The following is a 15,241-nucleotide window of genomic DNA, read 5'->3' on the forward strand; positions in this document are numbered from 1 at the left end:
TTGGCTCCTCATGCGTTCGTGCGCGCGGTGTCGCGTGCTATGAAGGTGCCCGTGGGAGACGAAGAATCAATGACTGCCACCGCCGACCAGGCCAGCAGCGAGACGCTCGAGCGCGACGCCCGGGTCCTCCATGCCGATGAGGATCACGTCCGGCCGGGCGAGATCGCGATCGGGGTGATCATCGGCCGAACCACCGAATTCTTCGACTTCTTCGTCTACGCCATCGCCTCGGTTCTGGTCTTCCCGAGCTACGTCTTTCCCTATGTCGATCCGCTGACGGGGACGCTCTACAGCTTCGCGCTGTTCAGCCTGGCCTTCTTCGGCCGGCCGCTCGGCACCTTCCTCTTCACCTACATCGACCAGCACCACGGGCGCGGGGTGAAGCTCACCATCGCTTTGTTCCTGCTCGGCGGCTCGACCATGGCGATCGCGCTCCTTCCGAGCTATGCGCAGGTCGGCGCGACGAGTGCCTGGCTGCTCGGCCTGTTCCGGCTGCTGCAGGGCGTCGCGCTCGGCGGCGCCTGGGACGGCCTGCCTTCGCTCCTTGCCCTCAACAGCCCGCGCGACCGGCGCGGCTGGTATTCGATGATCCCTCAGATCGGCGCGCCGCTCGGCCTCGCGCTCGCCTGCGGCCTGTTCGCCTATTTCGTCGCGCTGCTCGAGCCCGCCGATTTCCTGTCCTGGGGCTGGCGCTATCCCTTCTTCGTCGCTTTGGCGCTCAACATCGTCGCCTTGTTCGCGCGCCTGCGGCTGGTCGCGACGCCCGAATTCAAGCGACTGTTCGACACTCGCGAGCTGCAGCCCTCGCCGCCGTTCGAGACCCTTTCGGCGGAGTGGCGGACGATCCTCCTCGGGGCCTTCGCTCCGCTGGCGAGCTTCGCCCTGTTCCACCTCGTCGCGGTGTTCCCGCTCTCCTACAACCAGCTCTTCACCGACACCGACCCGGTCCGCTTCCTCATCATCGAGGGAGTCGGCGCGCTGATCTGCGTGCTTGCGATCGTCGGGTCGGGCGTGCTTGCCGACCGGGTCGGCCGCCGCGCGGTGCTCGGGGTCTCGGCAGCGCTGATTGGTGCCTACAGCGGCTTCGCGCCCCAGCTACTCGGCGCCGGCCAGCTCGGCGAGGCCATCTACCTGTTCGGCGGCTTCGTCCTTCTGGGGCTCGCCTTTGGCCAGTCGTCGGGCGCGGTGAACAGCAGCTTCAGCCTCAATTATCGCTACACCGGCGCGGCGATCGTCTCCAACTCGGCCTGGTTCATCGGCGCGGGCTTCGCCCCGCTGGTCGCGCTGTGGCTCACCGCCCATGTCGGGCTGTGGGCGGTCGGGCTCTACCTCCTGTCGGGGGTGATCTGCACGCTGGGCGCGCTGCTCATCAACCGCGAGTGGGGCCTGCGCGAGGCCGAAAGCGCTCGGGCCGGCGCCGCCGGCTAGGCCTCGGCCAGCCCGGCCAGCACTTCCTCGAGCGCAGCGGACCGGTCCGGACCTTCCGCCGCCCGGAACAGCCAGCGCCCGTCCTTGGCCTTCACCCCGTCGGGCGCCGCCGCCTTGGGGTCGCGCGGCGTCAGCGCGATCGCCGCAGGACCGGCGTCGATCCGGCCGATGTTCGCTGACTGGGCGAGAATGCGCAGCCGCGCTTCCTCGACCAGCGCCTCGGCCTCGGGCGGCAAGTCGCTGAACCGGTCGGCAAGCTCGTCCGCGAAATCCTGCAGCGCGCCAAGATCGGTCAGCCGCGCCAGCCGGAGATAAAGCGACAGCCGAACCTCCTCCTCGGGGATCCAGTCGGCCGGCCACCGCCCCGCGCTGCCCAGCCTGATCTCGGGCGCGAGCTCGTCGGCCGGCTCGCCCCGCGCCTGCTTCAGCGCCTGGCCGAGGAGATGCTGGTAGAGGTCGATTCCGATCAGCTTGACGTGGCCCGACTGCTCCTCGCCGAGCAGGTCGCCCGCGCCCCTCAGATCGAGGTCGCGGGCACTGATCGCGAACCCCGCCCCCAGCCGGTCGAAGGCGGCGAGCGTGTTCAGCCGGTCGAGGGTCCGCGGCGCGATCGCCTTGTCCTTGCCGGTCATCAGCAGGATGTGCCCGCGCCGCGCGCCGCGGCCGACCCGGCCGCGCAACTGGTGAAGCTGACCGAGCCCGAAGCGCTCGGCATTGACCACCACCATCGTATTGGCGCGCGGAACGTCGAGCCCGGCCTCGATGATGTTGGTCGCGAGCAGGACGTCCCCCTCGCCACTGGCAAAGCCGACCATCGCCTCGTCGATCGTCGCCGCGGCCATCTTGCCGTGCGCCTCGACCACCGACAGCTCGGGCACCAGTTTCTTGAGCGTCTCGGCGAGCGGGGCCATGTCCTCGATCCGCGGAACCACCACGAAGCTCTGCCCCCCGCGCGAGCGCTCGCGCAGCAAAGCGGTCCGCAGCCGGGCGGTGTCGAAGCCGCCGACCTCGGTCCGGATCGGCTGGCGCCGCGCGGGCGGGGTCGCAAGCACGCTCATCGGCTGCAGTCCGATCAGCGCGGACTGGAGGGTACGCGGGATCGGGGTCGCGGTGAGGCTCAGGGCATGCGGTGCGCCGAGCGATCGGAGCTTGTCCTTGTCCTTGAGGCCGAAGCGCTGCTCCTCGTCGATGATGACGAGGCCGAGGTCATGATATTGGACCCCCTTGCCCGCGACCGCGCCGGTCCCGACCACCATCGCGATACTGCCGTCGGCGAGCCCCGCCTTGATCGTCTTCTTGTCCGCGGCCGACACCAGCCGCGACAGCATCGCGACCTCGATCCCCACTTCGGCGAAGCGCTCGCGGAAGGTCTCGAGATGCTGGCGGGCGAGCACGGTGGTGGGCGCGGCGAGCGCGACCTGCTTGCCCGCGAGGATCGCCATGGCCGCGGCGCGAAGCGCGACCTCGGTCTTGCCGAAGCCGACGTCGCCGATCACCAGCCGGTCCATCGGCTTGCCGCTAGCCAGGTCGGCGCGGATCGCGGCAATGGCCTTCAGCTGGTCGGAAGTCTCGCTGTGCGGGAAGCTTCCGGCGAGCTGCTCGTAGCGGGCGGAATCGGGCTCGAGCACGGGCGCGGTCTCGGCCTCGCGCTCCTTGGCGAGGGCCACGAGCCCGCGAGCGCTGGCGGCAACCGCGGCCATCACCTCCCCGCGGCGCTGTTCCCAGGTCGAGCCGTCGAGCTTGTCGAGCGTTACCGCTTCCTCGTCCGACCCGTAGCGCCACAACTTGCCCGCGTCGGCGACCGGGACCAGCCGCCGCGCCTCGCCGGCAAAGCGCAGGACGATGGCGTCGCCGCCGTCGGGCAGGTCGGTGAGGCCGGTGACCACTCCGAGCCCATGATCCTCGTGGACCACGACGTCGCCTGGACGGATTTCGGGCGCGGCAAAGGCTTCGACCGCCGAGGGGCCGCCGGTGCCCGCCTGCTCGGCGCGCGAGCCGATGATGTCGTTGGCGGCGATGGCGACGATGTCGCCGCGGGCGAACCCGCGCGGCACCGTCATCGGCAGGCAGTGGACCGTGCCCGCCTTGGCGGCGGCGACCTCTGCCCAGCTGTCCGCGGCACGGATGTCGCGCTTCAGCACCCGCTCGGCCCGTCGGACGAGGAAGCGCAGGTCGCGGCGCGAGCCCAGCAGCACGAGCTTGCGGCCCTCGTCGAGCGCGGCCTTGGCGAAGCGCGCAAAGGCCCGCTCGGGTGATTTCTGCTCGACGAAGCGCGGCGGCGAATCGCCCGCGCCTGCGCCGAGGTCGATCCGCGCACGGCCCTTGACGCTTTCGGCCCAGCGCTCCTCCGAGCAAATGTCGGCCAGCGCCCGCGCCGGTCGCCGCCGGGCCACGTCGGCGGCGAGGGCGAGGAACGTCTGCCGGCGCCGGTCTGCCCCGCGCTCGATCGCGATGGCGGCGTCGGGAAGATGCTCGGCGAGCGCCACGCCGCCTGCCGCCCGGGGTTCGGTGACGATCCCGATCTCGAGCCGCGCGCGGTCCTCGGTGGTGAGCTGGGTCAGCGGGTCATAGGCGCGCAGCGCGGTGATCGTGCCGTCCGCCACCTCGATCCGCGCGGGCCCGTGCGAATCGCCCGGAAAGATGTCGATCACCCCGCCACGGATCGCGACTTCGCCCGGCTCGTCGACCCGCTCGTCCTCGACATAGCCGAGCTTGAGCGCGGTCTCGCGAAAGTCCTCGGGGTCGAGCGCCTGCCCGACCTCGAGCGAGGGAGGCTTGGCCGCATAGGCCTTGGGGTCCGCGACCAGCCGGCCCGCCGCCTCGCCGGTCGACACAAGGAGGACGGCTTTGCCCTTTCCGAGCGCGTCGTGGAGATGGCGCAGCGCCGCGGTGCGCTGGCCGGCCACGGCGGGCGAAGCCGGTGCCTCGTCGCCCGGAAGCGCGTCGCTGCCGGGCAAGAGAAAGACCATTCGGTCGCCCCCGCCCTCCCGCGCCGCGTCGGCAATCGCCGCCGCGCGGACGTCGTCTCGGGCGAGGAACAGCAGCCGCTCCTGCGGTGCCTCGATCAACGCCGCGGCGATTTCGCCAATTTCAAGTTCACGCTCACGCGCAGGTGGTTCGTCGCCCCGTGCCATCGCGCAGCAACGGGCCGCCGGTCACGCATGTTCCGCTCAGTCGACGAGCTTGCCCGGATTGAAGATGCCGTGCGGATCCATCGCCCGCTTGATCGCCCGCAGCGCCTGCAGCCGCGCGGGAGGCGCGATCCGGGTCAGTTCGTCCCTCTTCATCTGCCCGATTCCGTGCTCGGCCGAGATCGAGCCACCGGCGGCGGTGACGAGATCATGGACGAAGGCGCTGACCGCCTTGCCCTCGGCGCTGTCCGCCCAGTCGCGAGCGGCCCCTTGAGGGGCGCGGACGTGGAAATGGACGTTGCCGTCGCCGAGGTGACCGTAGCCGCTCGCCGCCGTGCCCGGAAAGCGCTGCTCGACCGCCCTTGCGTCGTCGACAAGGAAGCCCGGCACCCGGTCGACGGGGAGCGAAATGTCGTGCTGCGCGGCCGGCCCTTCGCTCCGCTCGGCCTCGGAGATCGAATGGCGGAGCCGCCACAATTGCTCGTTCTGGTCGAGGCTCTGGGCGATGACCGCGTCGGCGACACCCGCCTTGCCGAGCAGCTCCTCGAGCAGCGCGGCGGGCGGCTGCTCGCCCTCGGGAGATACCGCCTCGATCAGCACGTTCCACGGATGCGCGGCCGCGAGCGGTGCGCGGGTGCCGGGGATGTGGCGAAGGACATGGGCGAGGCTGCTGGCGGGGATCAGCTCGAACGCCTCGATCCGGTCGGTGGCGCGCTCCACCCGGCGGAGAAGATCGAGCGCCGCGCCCGGGGTGGAAAGGCCGAGCCAGGCGACCGCGCGATGGACCCGGCCCGGCACCAGCCGAAGCCGGAGCGCGGTGATGATCCCGAGCGTCCCCTCCGCCCCGATCAGCAGCTGGTCGATCGAGGGACCGCGATTGTCCTTCTTGAGGCCGCCCAGGCCATCGTGGACGAGTCCGCCCGACAGCACCGCCTCGACCCCCAGCACCTGCGCCCGCATCGTCCCGAACCGCAGCACCTGGACGCCCCCCGCATTGGTCGAGGCGAGCCCTCCGACCGTGGCCGAGCCGCGCGCGCCGAGGTCGAGCGGAAAGCGCGCGCCGACCCCCTCGGCCGCCTCGTGCAGGTGATGAAGGATCACCCCGGCCTCGGCCACGGCATGACCGGGGGCGATGTCGCGAAGGCGATTCATCCGCCGCAGCGAGAGCAGGACTGCGCTGCCGTCGGCCGGGGGCGTCGCGCCGCCGACCATCGAGCTGTTCCCACCCTGGGGGACGAGCGCGACCCCGTGCTCCTCGGCCGCCGCGACGATTCTCGCCACCTCGGCCGTGTCGCCAGGCTCGAGCATCACCGCGCTCGTCCCGGTCCAGCGTCCGCGCCAGTCGGTCAGCCAGGGCGCAATGCGCTCGGCGTCGGTGACCAGCGAGCGCGGCTCGAGGAGCGGCGTCAGCGCGGCGATGAACGAGGCGAGACTCATTATCTTCCCCCTATCCAACTGCGCCTTGGCAGGCGAGCCCGCAGCCGCCACAAGGCCGCGGGGCTTGAGAAGGAAATAACGGCGTTGAACGGGTGGATGTTGGGCTTGGTGCTGGTCGTTTTCGTGGTGGCGACGATCGTGGTGGCGGGGCGGATGGTCCAGCTTCGGCTGCGCAGGCTGCGGGATGACCACAGCCTCCGTCCCAACCTGTGGAACCGCTTCTACGACGTCGACTGGGGCGACACCGCGACCAACAATTACGGCTTCGCGCCCGCCGACCCCGCCGATCCCGCGCCCGACCGCTTCCAGCGCCAGATGTACCGCGAGATGTTCAAGGCGCTGCAGGCAAGCGGCAAGACCATCCCGCCCGGTGCGCGCCTGCTCGAGGTCAGCTGCGGGCGTGGCGGCGGGCTCGATGCCTTTCTCGAGGCAGCCGGGCCCGGCGCGTTCCAGGCGACCGGCCTCGATGTCGCGACAAGCGCGGTGAGCTATTGCCAGCGCCAGTGGACCCGGCGCGACGGCCTCGATTTCGTCGAAGGCAGCGCCATGGACCTCCCCTTCCCCGACGCCAGCATCGACGTGCTGCTCAACGTCGAGGCGTCGAACGACTATCCCGATCGCCAGCGCTTCTTCCGCGAGGTGCGGCGGGTTTTGAAGCCGGGCGGCACCTTCCTCTACGCCGACACCGAAAAGGCCAAGAACGAGGGCCGGATGGCGGCCGAGCTGACCGAGGCCGGCTTCCGCTTCACGCTTCGCGAGATCACCCCCAATGTCGTCGAGGCCTGCCGCGAGGATAGCCCGCGCCGCCGCCAGGTGATCGCCGATCGCGCGCCCCTCGCCGCCCGGCTCCTGCTGCGCCGAGAGCTTGCCAATTATGCCGCGATCGAGGGCAGCAAGAAGTTCAACCGCTTCGCCAGCGGCGCCCGGCGTTATTATCTGACCGCGGCCGAGCCGGCATGATCCAGCTGGTCGTCGCGCGGGCGCGCAACGGAGTGATCGGCCGCGACGGCGCGCTTCCCTGGCACCTGCCGGCCGACCTGCAGCGGTTCAAGCGACTGACCCTCGGCACCGCGATGGTGATGGGCCGCAAGACCTTCGAGAGCCTGCCTGGCCTGCTGCCGAAGCGGCGTCACATCGTCATCACGCGCGATCCCGACTGGACCACGCCTGGCGCCGAGGTCGTCCACTCGCTCCCCGACGCCTTCGCCCTCGCCGAGCCCGATCCGGTGAGCGTCATCGGCGGCGCGGAGATCTTCGCGCTCGCGGTCCATTACGCCAACCGGATCGAACTCACCGAGGTGCTGGCCGACATTGCCGGCGACACGATCATGCCCGACCCCCGCGAAACCGGCGCGTGGCGCGAGACCTTTCGCGAGGAGCATTGCGCTGCGGGCGATGGCCCGGCTTATGCGTTCGTGACGCTCGAGCGCGCCTAGCGCCGGGCAAGTCCCGCCGCATAGGGACCGATCCGCTTCACCTGCTCGCCCAGCACCTCGTCGACGGCAGGCGCCAGCTTCGCCGCGCCGCCCTTGAAGAAGCCCGCGGCGCGATAGTTGATCACCAGCACTGATCCGGTGGGGGTCGCGTCGATCGCGACCTGCATGACGCCGGTGGTCGCCTCGGCCAGCAACGGCCCGAGCGAGCCGGTGAGGACGACGCGCTTGCCGGGCTCCACATAAGCCACCCGCATGTGCTCGACCCCGCCGCCGCGAGGCAGCCTTTCGCACCAGCAGCCGCCAGGCCTGAGGTCCAGGCTGAGATTGGCCGCCTTGCCCGAATAGGTGTGCGCGTCGGACCACCAGCCCGGAAGGTCGGCGAAGGCGCGGTAGAGAATGGCGGGCGGAACGGCGACCTCGGCGCGCTGTTCGACTTCGAAGCCATTGCTTCCCGCCGATTTGACCTCGGCCAGCGCGGGCGACGCGGCCGCCATCACGGCCAGTCCGATTGCCAGTTGTCGCATGATCCCCCCTCCGATCGCAGAGGGGGAGGATGCCCGCGATCAGCGTGCGCTGTCGAGTATCCGGTCGATCTGCGCCGCGACCTCTTCGACCGAGGCCATGCCGTCGACCCGGCTGACCAGCCCGCGCTCCTCGTAATAAGGAAGGATCGGCGCGGTCTTGGCGCGATATTCGGCCATGCGGGTGCGGACGGTCTGCTCGTTGTCGTCGGGGCGGCGCTTGAACTCGTGCCCGCCGCAGACGTCGCAGGTGCCCTCGACCTTGGTCGGCTTGAACCGGTCGTGATAGGGCGCGCTGCAGGTCGCGCAGGTGAAGCGGCCGGTGATGCGCTCGACCAGCGCTTCCTCATCGACGCCGAGCTCGATCACGTGGCTGAGCGCGCGGCCGCGTTCGCCGAGCAGGATGTCGAGCGCTTCGGCCTGGTGCTGGGTGCGCGGGAAACCGTCGAAGATCGCGCCCTTGCCCGCGCTCTGATCGAGATGCTCGCCGATCAGCGCCGAGACGATGGCGTCGCTGACGAGCTCGCCCGCCTCCATCACCGCCTTGGCCTTGAGGCCGACGGGGGTGCCGGCCTTGACCGCCGCCCGCAGCATGTCGCCGGTCGAGAGCTGGACCATGCCGCGCCTGTCCACCAGCCGTTGCGCCTGGGTGCCCTTGCCCGCACCCGGCGGCCCCAAGAGGATGATGTCCACGCCCGAAAAGCTCCCTGTTGTGCAGTCGGTTGTCACGGGCTTGTCACAGCCCGTCAAGCGTCAGCGGCGCGCCGGTCGTCCGCCGCTCTTGAGCTTCGACTTCTTGATGAGGTCGCCATATTGATGGGCGATGAGGTGGCCCTGGATCTGGCTGACCGTGTCCATCGTCACGTTGACGACGATGAGCAGGCTGGTCCCGCCCAGATAGAACGGAATGCCGGCCTGGGTGACCGCGAATTCGGGCAGCAGGCAGATCACGGCCAGATAGGCCGCGCCGATCACCGTCAGGCGGGTCAGCAGGTGATCGAAATAGGCTTCGGTCGCCTTGCCCGGGCGGACGCCCGGAATGAACCCGCCATGCTTCTTGAGGTTGTCGGCGGTCTCTTCCGAGTTAAACTGCACCGAGGTGTAGAAGAAGCAGAAGAAGACGATGCCGAGCCCGTAGAGGGTCATGAAGACCGGGCTGCCATGCTGCAGGTAGGTCGAGAGCGTGATCAGCCACTCCGAGCCGCCTTCGCTGCCCGGGGTTGCCCCGGCCATCTGGATGACGGTCAGCGGCATCAGTAGCAGCGACGACGCGAAGATCGGCGGGATGACGCCGGCGGTGTTGATCTTGATCGGCAGGTGCGAGCGCTCCTGCGCCATCATCCCGCGCGCGGTCGCCCGCTTCGGATACTGGATCAAGACGCGGCGCTGGGCCCGCTCCATGAAGCAGATGAAGAGGATCAGCCCGACCACCAGCGCGATCACCAGCACGATGATCAGCGGGTCGATGGTGTTGCTGCGGCCGCCTTCGAGCAGCTGCGCCAGCGTGCGCGGAAGCGAGGCGACGATTCCCGCCATGATGATCAGGCTGACGCCGTTACCGATGCCGCGGCTGGTGATCTGCTCGCCGATCCACATCAGGAACAGCGTGCCGCCGACGAGGCTGACGGTGGCGGCGACGCGGAACATGATGCCGGGGTCGACGACCGCCGGAATGCCCTGGTTGGCGCCAAGGCCCTCGAGCCCGACCGCGATGAAATAACCCTGCACCGTGGTCAGCAGGACCGTCAGGTAGCGAGTGTACTGGTTGAGCTTCTTGCGCCCGGTTTCACCCTCCTTCTTGAGGGCCATCCATGGGCCGTACATGGTCGCGCCAAGCTGCACGACGATCGACGCGGTGATGTAGGGCATGACGCCGAGCGCGATGATGCTCATCCGCGCCAGGCTGCCGCCCGAGAAGGTGTTGAAGAAGTCGAGGACGCCGCCGCGCTGCGTGTTGAACAGCGCGGCCATGGCACGCGGGTCGATGCCCGGCATCGGCACGTGGCTGAGCAGCCGGAACAGGATCAGCGCACCGATCGTGAACCAGATGCGCTTCTTGAGCTCGGTCGCCTTGCCAAAGCTGGCGAGGCTGATGTTCGAAGCCAGTTGCTCGGCTGCGGATGCCATGTGTTCTTTTCGTCCCTACCCCAGGCGGCCCATATAGGGGGCGGCGCTGCGGATGAAAGCCGTCCTCCAGCGAAAGCCGGAGCCCAGTCGCTTCTTCACCACGCGGGAAGGCACACTGGGCCCCGGCGGTCGCCGGGGATCAGTTACTTGGCCTGCTTGGCAGCCTTGTCGGCGATACGCGCGTCGCGGGCCTTGCCCTTCTTGGCCTTGGCCAGCTCGGCCTTGTCCTTGCGCTCGATCAGCTCGACGCTGCCGCCGGCCTTCTCGATCGCCTCACGGGCGCCCTTGCTGACGCCGGCGACCTTGAAGTTCAGCTTGGCCGAATAGTCGCCCTTGCCGAGGATGCGCACGCCGTCCTTGCCACCGCGAGCGACGCCCGCCGCCTTGAGCGCGGCATGGTCGATCACGCCCTTGGCATCGAGGGTGCCGGCGTCGATCAGCTTCTGGATCGCGCCCAGGTTCACCTCGGCATGGTCCTTGGCGAAGATGTTGTTGAAGCCGCGCTTCGGGATCCGCATGTGGAGCGGCATCTGGCCGCCCTCGAAGCCGAAGATCGAGACGCCCGAGCGGCTCTTCTGGCCCTTCTGGCCGCGGCCGCCGGTCTTGCCGACGCCCGAACCGATGCCGCGACCGACGCGCACGCGGCTCTTGCGGGCACCGGGGTTGTCGCGGAGGTCGTTGAGCTTGATCGTCATGTTCTGCACTCGCTTTCGCTGTTGTCGCGCATCTGGCCCCCGAACGAAACCGGAGGCCAGTCACTGGTGATGAAATGGAAACGAGCCCCTGCACGAACAGGGGCTCGAAGCCAACTTACTTTTCGACGGCCACCAGATGCTGGACCTTGCGGATCTGGCCGAGGACCTCGGGGGTCTCCTCCACTTCCACGGTACGGTGCATCTTGTTGAGGCCGAGACCGACCAGCGTCGCGCGCTGGGTCTTGTCGCGGCGGATCGGCGAGCCCGTCTGGGTGATCTTGATGGTCGCCACTTGCATTACTCCGTGATGCTGTCGGCGGTGGCCTCGGCCTCCGCCTGGCTCACGCCACCGCGGCCGAGCAGGTCGGCGACCTTCTTGCCGCGACGCTGCGCCACCGAACGGGGGCTGGTCTGATCCTTGAGCGCCTCGAAGGTGGCGCGGATCATGTTGTACGGGTTGGAGGTACCGACCGACTTGGTCACCACGTCCGCCACGCCCAGGCTCTCGAAGATGGCGCGCATCGGGCCACCGGCGATGATCCCGGTGCCGGCCGGCGCCGCACGAAGCGCGACCTTGCCGGCGCCGAAGTGGCCCTTGCCGTCGTGGTGCAGGGTGCGGCCGTCGCGCAGCGGAACGCGGATCATGGCCTTCTTGGCCGCCGCGGTCGCCTTGCTGATCGCTTCCGGCACTTCGCGGGCCTTGCCGTGGCCGAAGCCCGCGCGACCCTTGCCGTCGCCGACCACGACCAGCGCCGCGAAACCGAAGCGCTTGCCGCCCTTCACGGTCTTCGAGACGCGGTTGATGTGGACCAGCTTCTCGATCAGCTCCTCGCCGCCGTCGTCGTCCTGGTTGCGACCGCCGCGGCGATCGTCACGACGACCACGGTTGCCACCGCCACGATTGTCGCCGCCGCGGCCACGGCCGCCACGGGGACCGCGCGGACCGCGGGCATCCTGCGCCGGCTGACCGGCATCGGCCGCCTCGGTCACGGCGCCCGCTTCGGGAGCACCGGCCTGGGTCTGGGTTTCAGTCTCGTCAGCCATCATTAGAACTCCAGCCCGCCCTCACGGGCGGCATCGGCCAGGGCCTTGACCCGACCATGGAAGAGGAAGCCACCGCGGTCGAACACGACCCGGTCGATGCCAGCGGCCTTGGCGCGCTCGGCAAGCGTCTTGCCGACCAGCTTGGCGCCCTCGGTGGTGGCGTTGGCCTTGCCGCGCAGGTCCTTGTCCAGCGTCGAGGCGGCCGCGATGGTCCGCCCGGCGGCATCGTCGATCAGCTGCGCATAGATGTGGCGCCCCGAACGGTGCACCGACAGCCGCGGCTTGCCCGACGCGCGGGCCCGAAGGGTCGTGCGCACGCGGCGCCGACGACGGTCGAAGAGGGAGAGCTTGGCCATTACTTCTTCTTCCCTTCCTTGCGGAAGATGAACTCGCCGCGATACTTGATGCCCTTGCCCTTGTACGGCTCGGGCTTGCGCCAGCGACGGATCTCGGCCGCGACCTGACCGACCTTCTGCTTGTCGATGCCGCTGATCTCGACCGTGTTGGGGTCGGGAGTCTTGACGTCGATGCCCTCGGGGATCGCGTAGTTGACGTCGTGGCTGTAGCCGAGCTGCAGGCGCAGGTTCTTGCCCTGGGCTGCGGCGCGATAGCCGACGCCGGTGATCTCGAGCACCTTGGTGAAGCCCTCGGTCACGCCGGTGACGAGGTTCAGCACGTTGGTGCGCTGCATGCCCCACGCCGCGCGCGAGCGCTGGCTGTCGTTGACCGGCTGCACGCTGATCTGACCGTCCTCGATCGAGGTACGGACCAGGTCATCGAGAACCTTCATCGACAGGGTGCCCTTGGGGCCCTTGACGCTGAGGGTCTGGCCCTCGAGGCTCGCCGTCACGCCGGCCGGGACCGGGACCGGCTTCTTGCCGATACGGGACATCTTAGAACACCTCCGCCAGGACTTCGCCACCGACGTTCTGCTCACGCGCTTCCGCATCGGAAAGCACGCCGCGCGGCGTCGAGACGATGGTCATGCCCAGGCCGTTGCGGACCCGCGGAAGCTCGCGAGCGCCCGAATAGACCCGGCGACCGGGCTTCGAGACGCGCGCCAGATGCTGGATCGCGGGCTGGCCTTCGAAATATTTGAGTTCGATCCGGAGGCCCTTCTGGCCCGCCAGTTCTTCCTCGGAATAGCCACGGATGTAGCCCTCGCGCTGGAGCACGTCGAGGACGTGCGCGCGGAGCTTGCTGGCGGGAGTGAGGACGCTGTCCTTCTTCGCCTGCTGGCCGTTGCGGATGCGGGTGAGCATATCACCCAGGGGATCGGTCATCGCCATCTTGTGACCCTTACCAGCTCGACTTGGTGAGACCCGGAATCAGGCCCTTGTTGCCCAATTCGCGAAGCATCACGCGCGAGAGACGGAACTTGCGGTAGTAAGCGCGGGACCGGCCCGTCAGCTCGCACCGATTGCGGATACGGGTCGGATTGCCGTTACGGGGCAGCTCCGCCATCTTCAGACGCGCGATCAGACGCTCGGTCTCGTCGCGGCTCTCGTCGTTCGCGAGGGCCTTGAGCTTGGCGTACTTGGCCGCCTGCTTCGCGACGAGCTTCTTGCGACGCTCGTTCTTGTTGATGGAACTCAGTTTCGCCATGACTTAAGTTCTCCTGACCGCTTACGCGGCAGCCTTTTGCTGTTCAGCGTCTGCGGGGAACGGGAAGTTGAAGAGGCGCAGCAGCTCGCGCGCTTCCTCGTCGGTCTTCGCCGTGGTGGTGACGATGATGTCCATGCCGCGGACCTTCTCGATCCGGTCATATTCGATCTCGGGGAACACGATCTGTTCCTTGAGACCCATCGCATAATTGCCGCGCCCGTCGAAGCTCTTCGGGTTGAGGCCGCGGAAGTCGCGGACGCGCGGAAGGGCGATCGTGACGAGGCGGTCGAGGAACTCGTACATGCGCTCGCGGCGAAGGGTGACCTTGCAACCGATCGGCATGCCCTCACGCAGCTTGAACTGCGCGATCGACTTCTTCGCCTTGGTGATCACCGGCTTCTGGCCGGCGATCGCCTGCATCTCGGCCGCAGCGGCCTCGACCTTCTTCTTGTCCTGGGTGGCTTCACCGACACCCATGTTGATGACGATCTTTTCGAGCTTCGGAACCTCGAGACGGTTCTTGTAGCCGAACTTCTCGGTCATCGCCTTGACGATGCGCTCGTCATAATCCTTCCGCAGGCGCGGAGTGTAAGCCTGCTCAGCCATTGATCAGCTCCCCGGACTTGGCCGCGATGCGGACCTTCTTGCCGTCGCGCTCCTCGAAGCGAACGCGGGTCGCCTTGCCCGTCTTCGGGTCGGCGATCGCGACCTTCGAGATGTGCAGCGGCGCTTCCTTGCGCTCCAGACCACCCTGCGGGGCCGCCTGGGTCGGCTTCTTGTGGCGGACGGCGACGTTGACACCGCTCACCACGACCTTCTGTTCCTTGGGCATGGAGCGCACGACCTCACCGGTCTTGCCCTTGTCCTTGCCCGAGAGGACGACGACCTTGTCGCCCTTCTTGATCTTCGCGGCGGCCATTACAGCACCTCCGGCGCAAGGCTGATGATCTTCATGTGCTTCTTGGCGCGCAGTTCGCGCACCACCGGCCCGAAGATACGGGTGCCGATCGGCTCCTCGTTCTTGTTGACCAGCACGGCGGCATTGCTGTCGAAGCGGATCACCGAGCCGTCGGGACGGCGGATGTCCTTGGCGGTGCGAACGATGACGGCGCGATGCACGTCACCCTTCTTCACGCGGCCCTTCGGCGCAGCTTCCTTTACGGAAACGACGATGATGTCGCCGACGCCCGCGGTGCGACGCTTCGAGCCACCGAGCACCTTGATGCACATGACTCGCTTGGCGCCGCTGTTGTCCGCGACATCGAGGTTGGACTGCATCTGGATCATGGGTCTATCCTATCCTTGACCAGTGCCGCTCAGACGTTGGCCGCTTCGGCCAGGTCGGAGGCCTTGGCCTCGCCAACCAGCCCGGCAACGGTCCAGGTCTTGAGCTTCGAAACGGGGGCGCATTCTTCGATGCGCACCTGCTGACCCACCGAATAGGCATTCGCCTCGTCGTGGGCATGGTACTTCTTCGACAGCTTGATGATCTTGCCGTACAGCGGGTGCTTCACCCGCCGCTCGACGCGGACCACCACGGTCTTGTCACCCTTGTCGGACACCACGGTGCCGGTGAGGACGCGCTTGGGCATCTGTTACTCTCCTCAGCCCTGCTGCGCCGGCGCGCTCTTCGAGCGCTGGCCCTGAAGGGTCTTGATGCGGGCGATGGTCCGACGGACCTCACGCACGCGGCTCGGCTTCTCCAGCTGGTTGGTTGCCGACTGGAAGCGCAGGTTGAACTGCTCGCGCTTCAGCTCGGCGAGCTGGGTCGAAAGCTGGTCGTCGGTCTTCACCGACAGGTCGTCACGCTTCGCCAT

At 68.4% G+C, this 15,241-nt stretch carries 20 protein-coding genes; 3 read left to right on the forward strand and 17 right to left on the reverse strand.

From position 1 onward, the window contains the following. Nucleotides 1–69 precede the first annotated feature (69 nt). Nucleotides 70–1,428, forward strand: coding sequence for an MFS transporter (locus BS69_RS0106085; protein WP_029941079.1), 1,359 nt, complete (start codon nt 70–72; stop codon nt 1,426–1,428). On the opposite strand, the gene BS69_RS0106090 is transcribed toward BS69_RS0106085, so the two are convergent. Beyond that, entirely contained in the window at nt 1,425–4,496 is a 3,072-nt protein-coding gene (locus BS69_RS0106090) for a helicase-related protein (RefSeq protein ID WP_245605118.1), read from the reverse strand. The genes BS69_RS0106085 and BS69_RS0106090 overlap by 4 nt on opposite strands. Before the next feature lie 102 nt (nt 4,497–4,598). Beyond that, a complete protein-coding gene (locus BS69_RS0106095; protein ID WP_029941081.1) occupies nt 4,599–5,996 on the reverse strand; it encodes an FAD-binding oxidoreductase in 1,398 nt (465 codons plus the stop codon). 108 nt (nt 5,997–6,104) lie between these two features. Here BS69_RS0106095 and BS69_RS13630 point away from each other — a divergent pair, with 108 nt between their 5' ends. Next, entirely contained in the window at nt 6,105–6,956 is an 852-nt protein-coding gene (locus BS69_RS13630; RefSeq protein ID WP_245605149.1) for a class I SAM-dependent methyltransferase, read from the forward strand. Further along, nucleotides 6,953–7,432, forward strand: a complete 480-nt coding sequence (locus BS69_RS0106105; RefSeq protein ID WP_029941083.1) for a dihydrofolate reductase — start codon at nt 6,953–6,955, stop codon at nt 7,430–7,432. Before BS69_RS13630 ends, BS69_RS0106105 begins: the two co-directional genes overlap by 4 nt. Here BS69_RS0106105 and BS69_RS0106110 read toward each other — a convergent pair. The 15 genes from BS69_RS0106110 to rpmC all read right to left on the reverse strand — a co-directional run bounded on the left by BS69_RS0106110 (nt 7,429) and on the right by rpmC (nt 15,241). Then, complete coding sequence (locus BS69_RS0106110) at nt 7,429–7,956, reverse strand: SRPBCC family protein (protein ID WP_029941084.1); 528 nt, start codon at nt 7,954–7,956, stop codon at nt 7,429–7,431. The genes BS69_RS0106105 and BS69_RS0106110 overlap by 4 nt on opposite strands. Nucleotides 7,957–7,995: 39 nt before the next feature. Then, nucleotides 7,996–8,646, reverse strand: coding sequence for an adenylate kinase (locus BS69_RS0106115; RefSeq protein WP_029941085.1), 651 nt, complete (start codon nt 8,644–8,646; stop codon nt 7,996–7,998). Between the two features lie 60 nt (nt 8,647–8,706). Then, complete coding sequence (secY, locus tag BS69_RS0106120; RefSeq protein WP_029941086.1) at nt 8,707–10,080, reverse strand: preprotein translocase subunit SecY; 1,374 nt, start codon at nt 10,078–10,080, stop codon at nt 8,707–8,709. Between the two features lie 143 nt (nt 10,081–10,223). Continuing rightward, nucleotides 10,224–10,769, reverse strand: coding sequence for a 50S ribosomal protein L15 (gene rplO / locus BS69_RS0106125; protein WP_029941087.1), 546 nt, complete (start codon nt 10,767–10,769; stop codon nt 10,224–10,226). Nucleotides 10,770–10,890: 121 nt separating this feature from the next. After that, complete coding sequence (gene rpmD, locus BS69_RS0106130) at nt 10,891–11,067, reverse strand: 50S ribosomal protein L30 (RefSeq protein ID WP_029941088.1); 177 nt, start codon at nt 11,065–11,067, stop codon at nt 10,891–10,893. A gap of 5 nt (nt 11,068–11,072) precedes the next feature. Beyond that, on the reverse strand, nt 11,073–11,819 hold the full coding sequence (gene rpsE, locus BS69_RS0106135; protein WP_029941089.1) for a 30S ribosomal protein S5: 747 nt from the start codon (nt 11,817–11,819) through the stop codon (nt 11,073–11,075). Nucleotides 11,820–11,821: 2 nt separating this feature from the next. After that, nucleotides 11,822–12,175, reverse strand: coding sequence for a 50S ribosomal protein L18 (gene rplR / locus BS69_RS0106140; protein ID WP_029941090.1), 354 nt, complete (start codon nt 12,173–12,175; stop codon nt 11,822–11,824). Then, complete coding sequence (gene rplF, locus BS69_RS0106145; protein WP_029941091.1) at nt 12,175–12,711, reverse strand: 50S ribosomal protein L6; 537 nt, start codon at nt 12,709–12,711, stop codon at nt 12,175–12,177. Before rplF ends, rplR begins: the two co-directional genes overlap by 1 nt. 1 nt (nt 12,712) lies before the next feature. Beyond that, entirely contained in the window at nt 12,713–13,108 is a 396-nt protein-coding gene (rpsH, locus tag BS69_RS0106150; RefSeq protein WP_029941092.1) for a 30S ribosomal protein S8, read from the reverse strand. A gap of 10 nt (nt 13,109–13,118) precedes the next feature. After that, the gene (rpsN, locus tag BS69_RS0106155; RefSeq protein ID WP_029941093.1) at nt 13,119–13,424 is read right to left on the reverse strand and encodes a 30S ribosomal protein S14; all 306 of its coding nucleotides are present in this window, start codon (nt 13,422–13,424) and stop codon (nt 13,119–13,121) included. Between the two features lie 21 nt (nt 13,425–13,445). Continuing rightward, nucleotides 13,446–14,030 carry a 50S ribosomal protein L5 gene (gene rplE / locus BS69_RS0106160; protein WP_029941094.1) on the reverse strand — a complete coding sequence of 195 codons (585 nt, stop codon included), beginning with the start codon at nt 14,028–14,030 and terminating at the stop codon, nt 13,446–13,448. After that, nucleotides 14,023–14,343 (reverse strand): 50S ribosomal protein L24, encoded by a 321-nt coding sequence (rplX, locus tag BS69_RS0106165; RefSeq protein ID WP_029941095.1) that lies wholly within the window; start codon nt 14,341–14,343, stop codon nt 14,023–14,025. The genes rplE and rplX overlap by 8 nt, the downstream gene beginning before the upstream one ends. Continuing rightward, nucleotides 14,343–14,711, reverse strand: coding sequence for a 50S ribosomal protein L14 (gene rplN, locus BS69_RS0106170; protein ID WP_029941096.1), 369 nt, complete (start codon nt 14,709–14,711; stop codon nt 14,343–14,345). The genes rplX and rplN overlap by 1 nt, the downstream gene beginning before the upstream one ends. 29 nt (nt 14,712–14,740) lie before the next feature. Beyond that, complete coding sequence (gene rpsQ, locus BS69_RS0106175) at nt 14,741–15,016, reverse strand: 30S ribosomal protein S17 (RefSeq protein WP_029941097.1); 276 nt, start codon at nt 15,014–15,016, stop codon at nt 14,741–14,743. A 12-nt stretch (nt 15,017–15,028) separates the two neighbouring features. Continuing rightward, complete coding sequence (rpmC, locus tag BS69_RS0106180; RefSeq protein WP_029941098.1) at nt 15,029–15,241, reverse strand: 50S ribosomal protein L29; 213 nt, start codon at nt 15,239–15,241, stop codon at nt 15,029–15,031.

It is taken from the genome of Sphingomonas astaxanthinifaciens DSM 22298 (assembly GCF_000711715.1).
Taxonomy (GTDB): domain Bacteria; phylum Pseudomonadota; class Alphaproteobacteria; order Sphingomonadales; family Sphingomonadaceae; genus Sphingomicrobium; species Sphingomicrobium astaxanthinifaciens_A.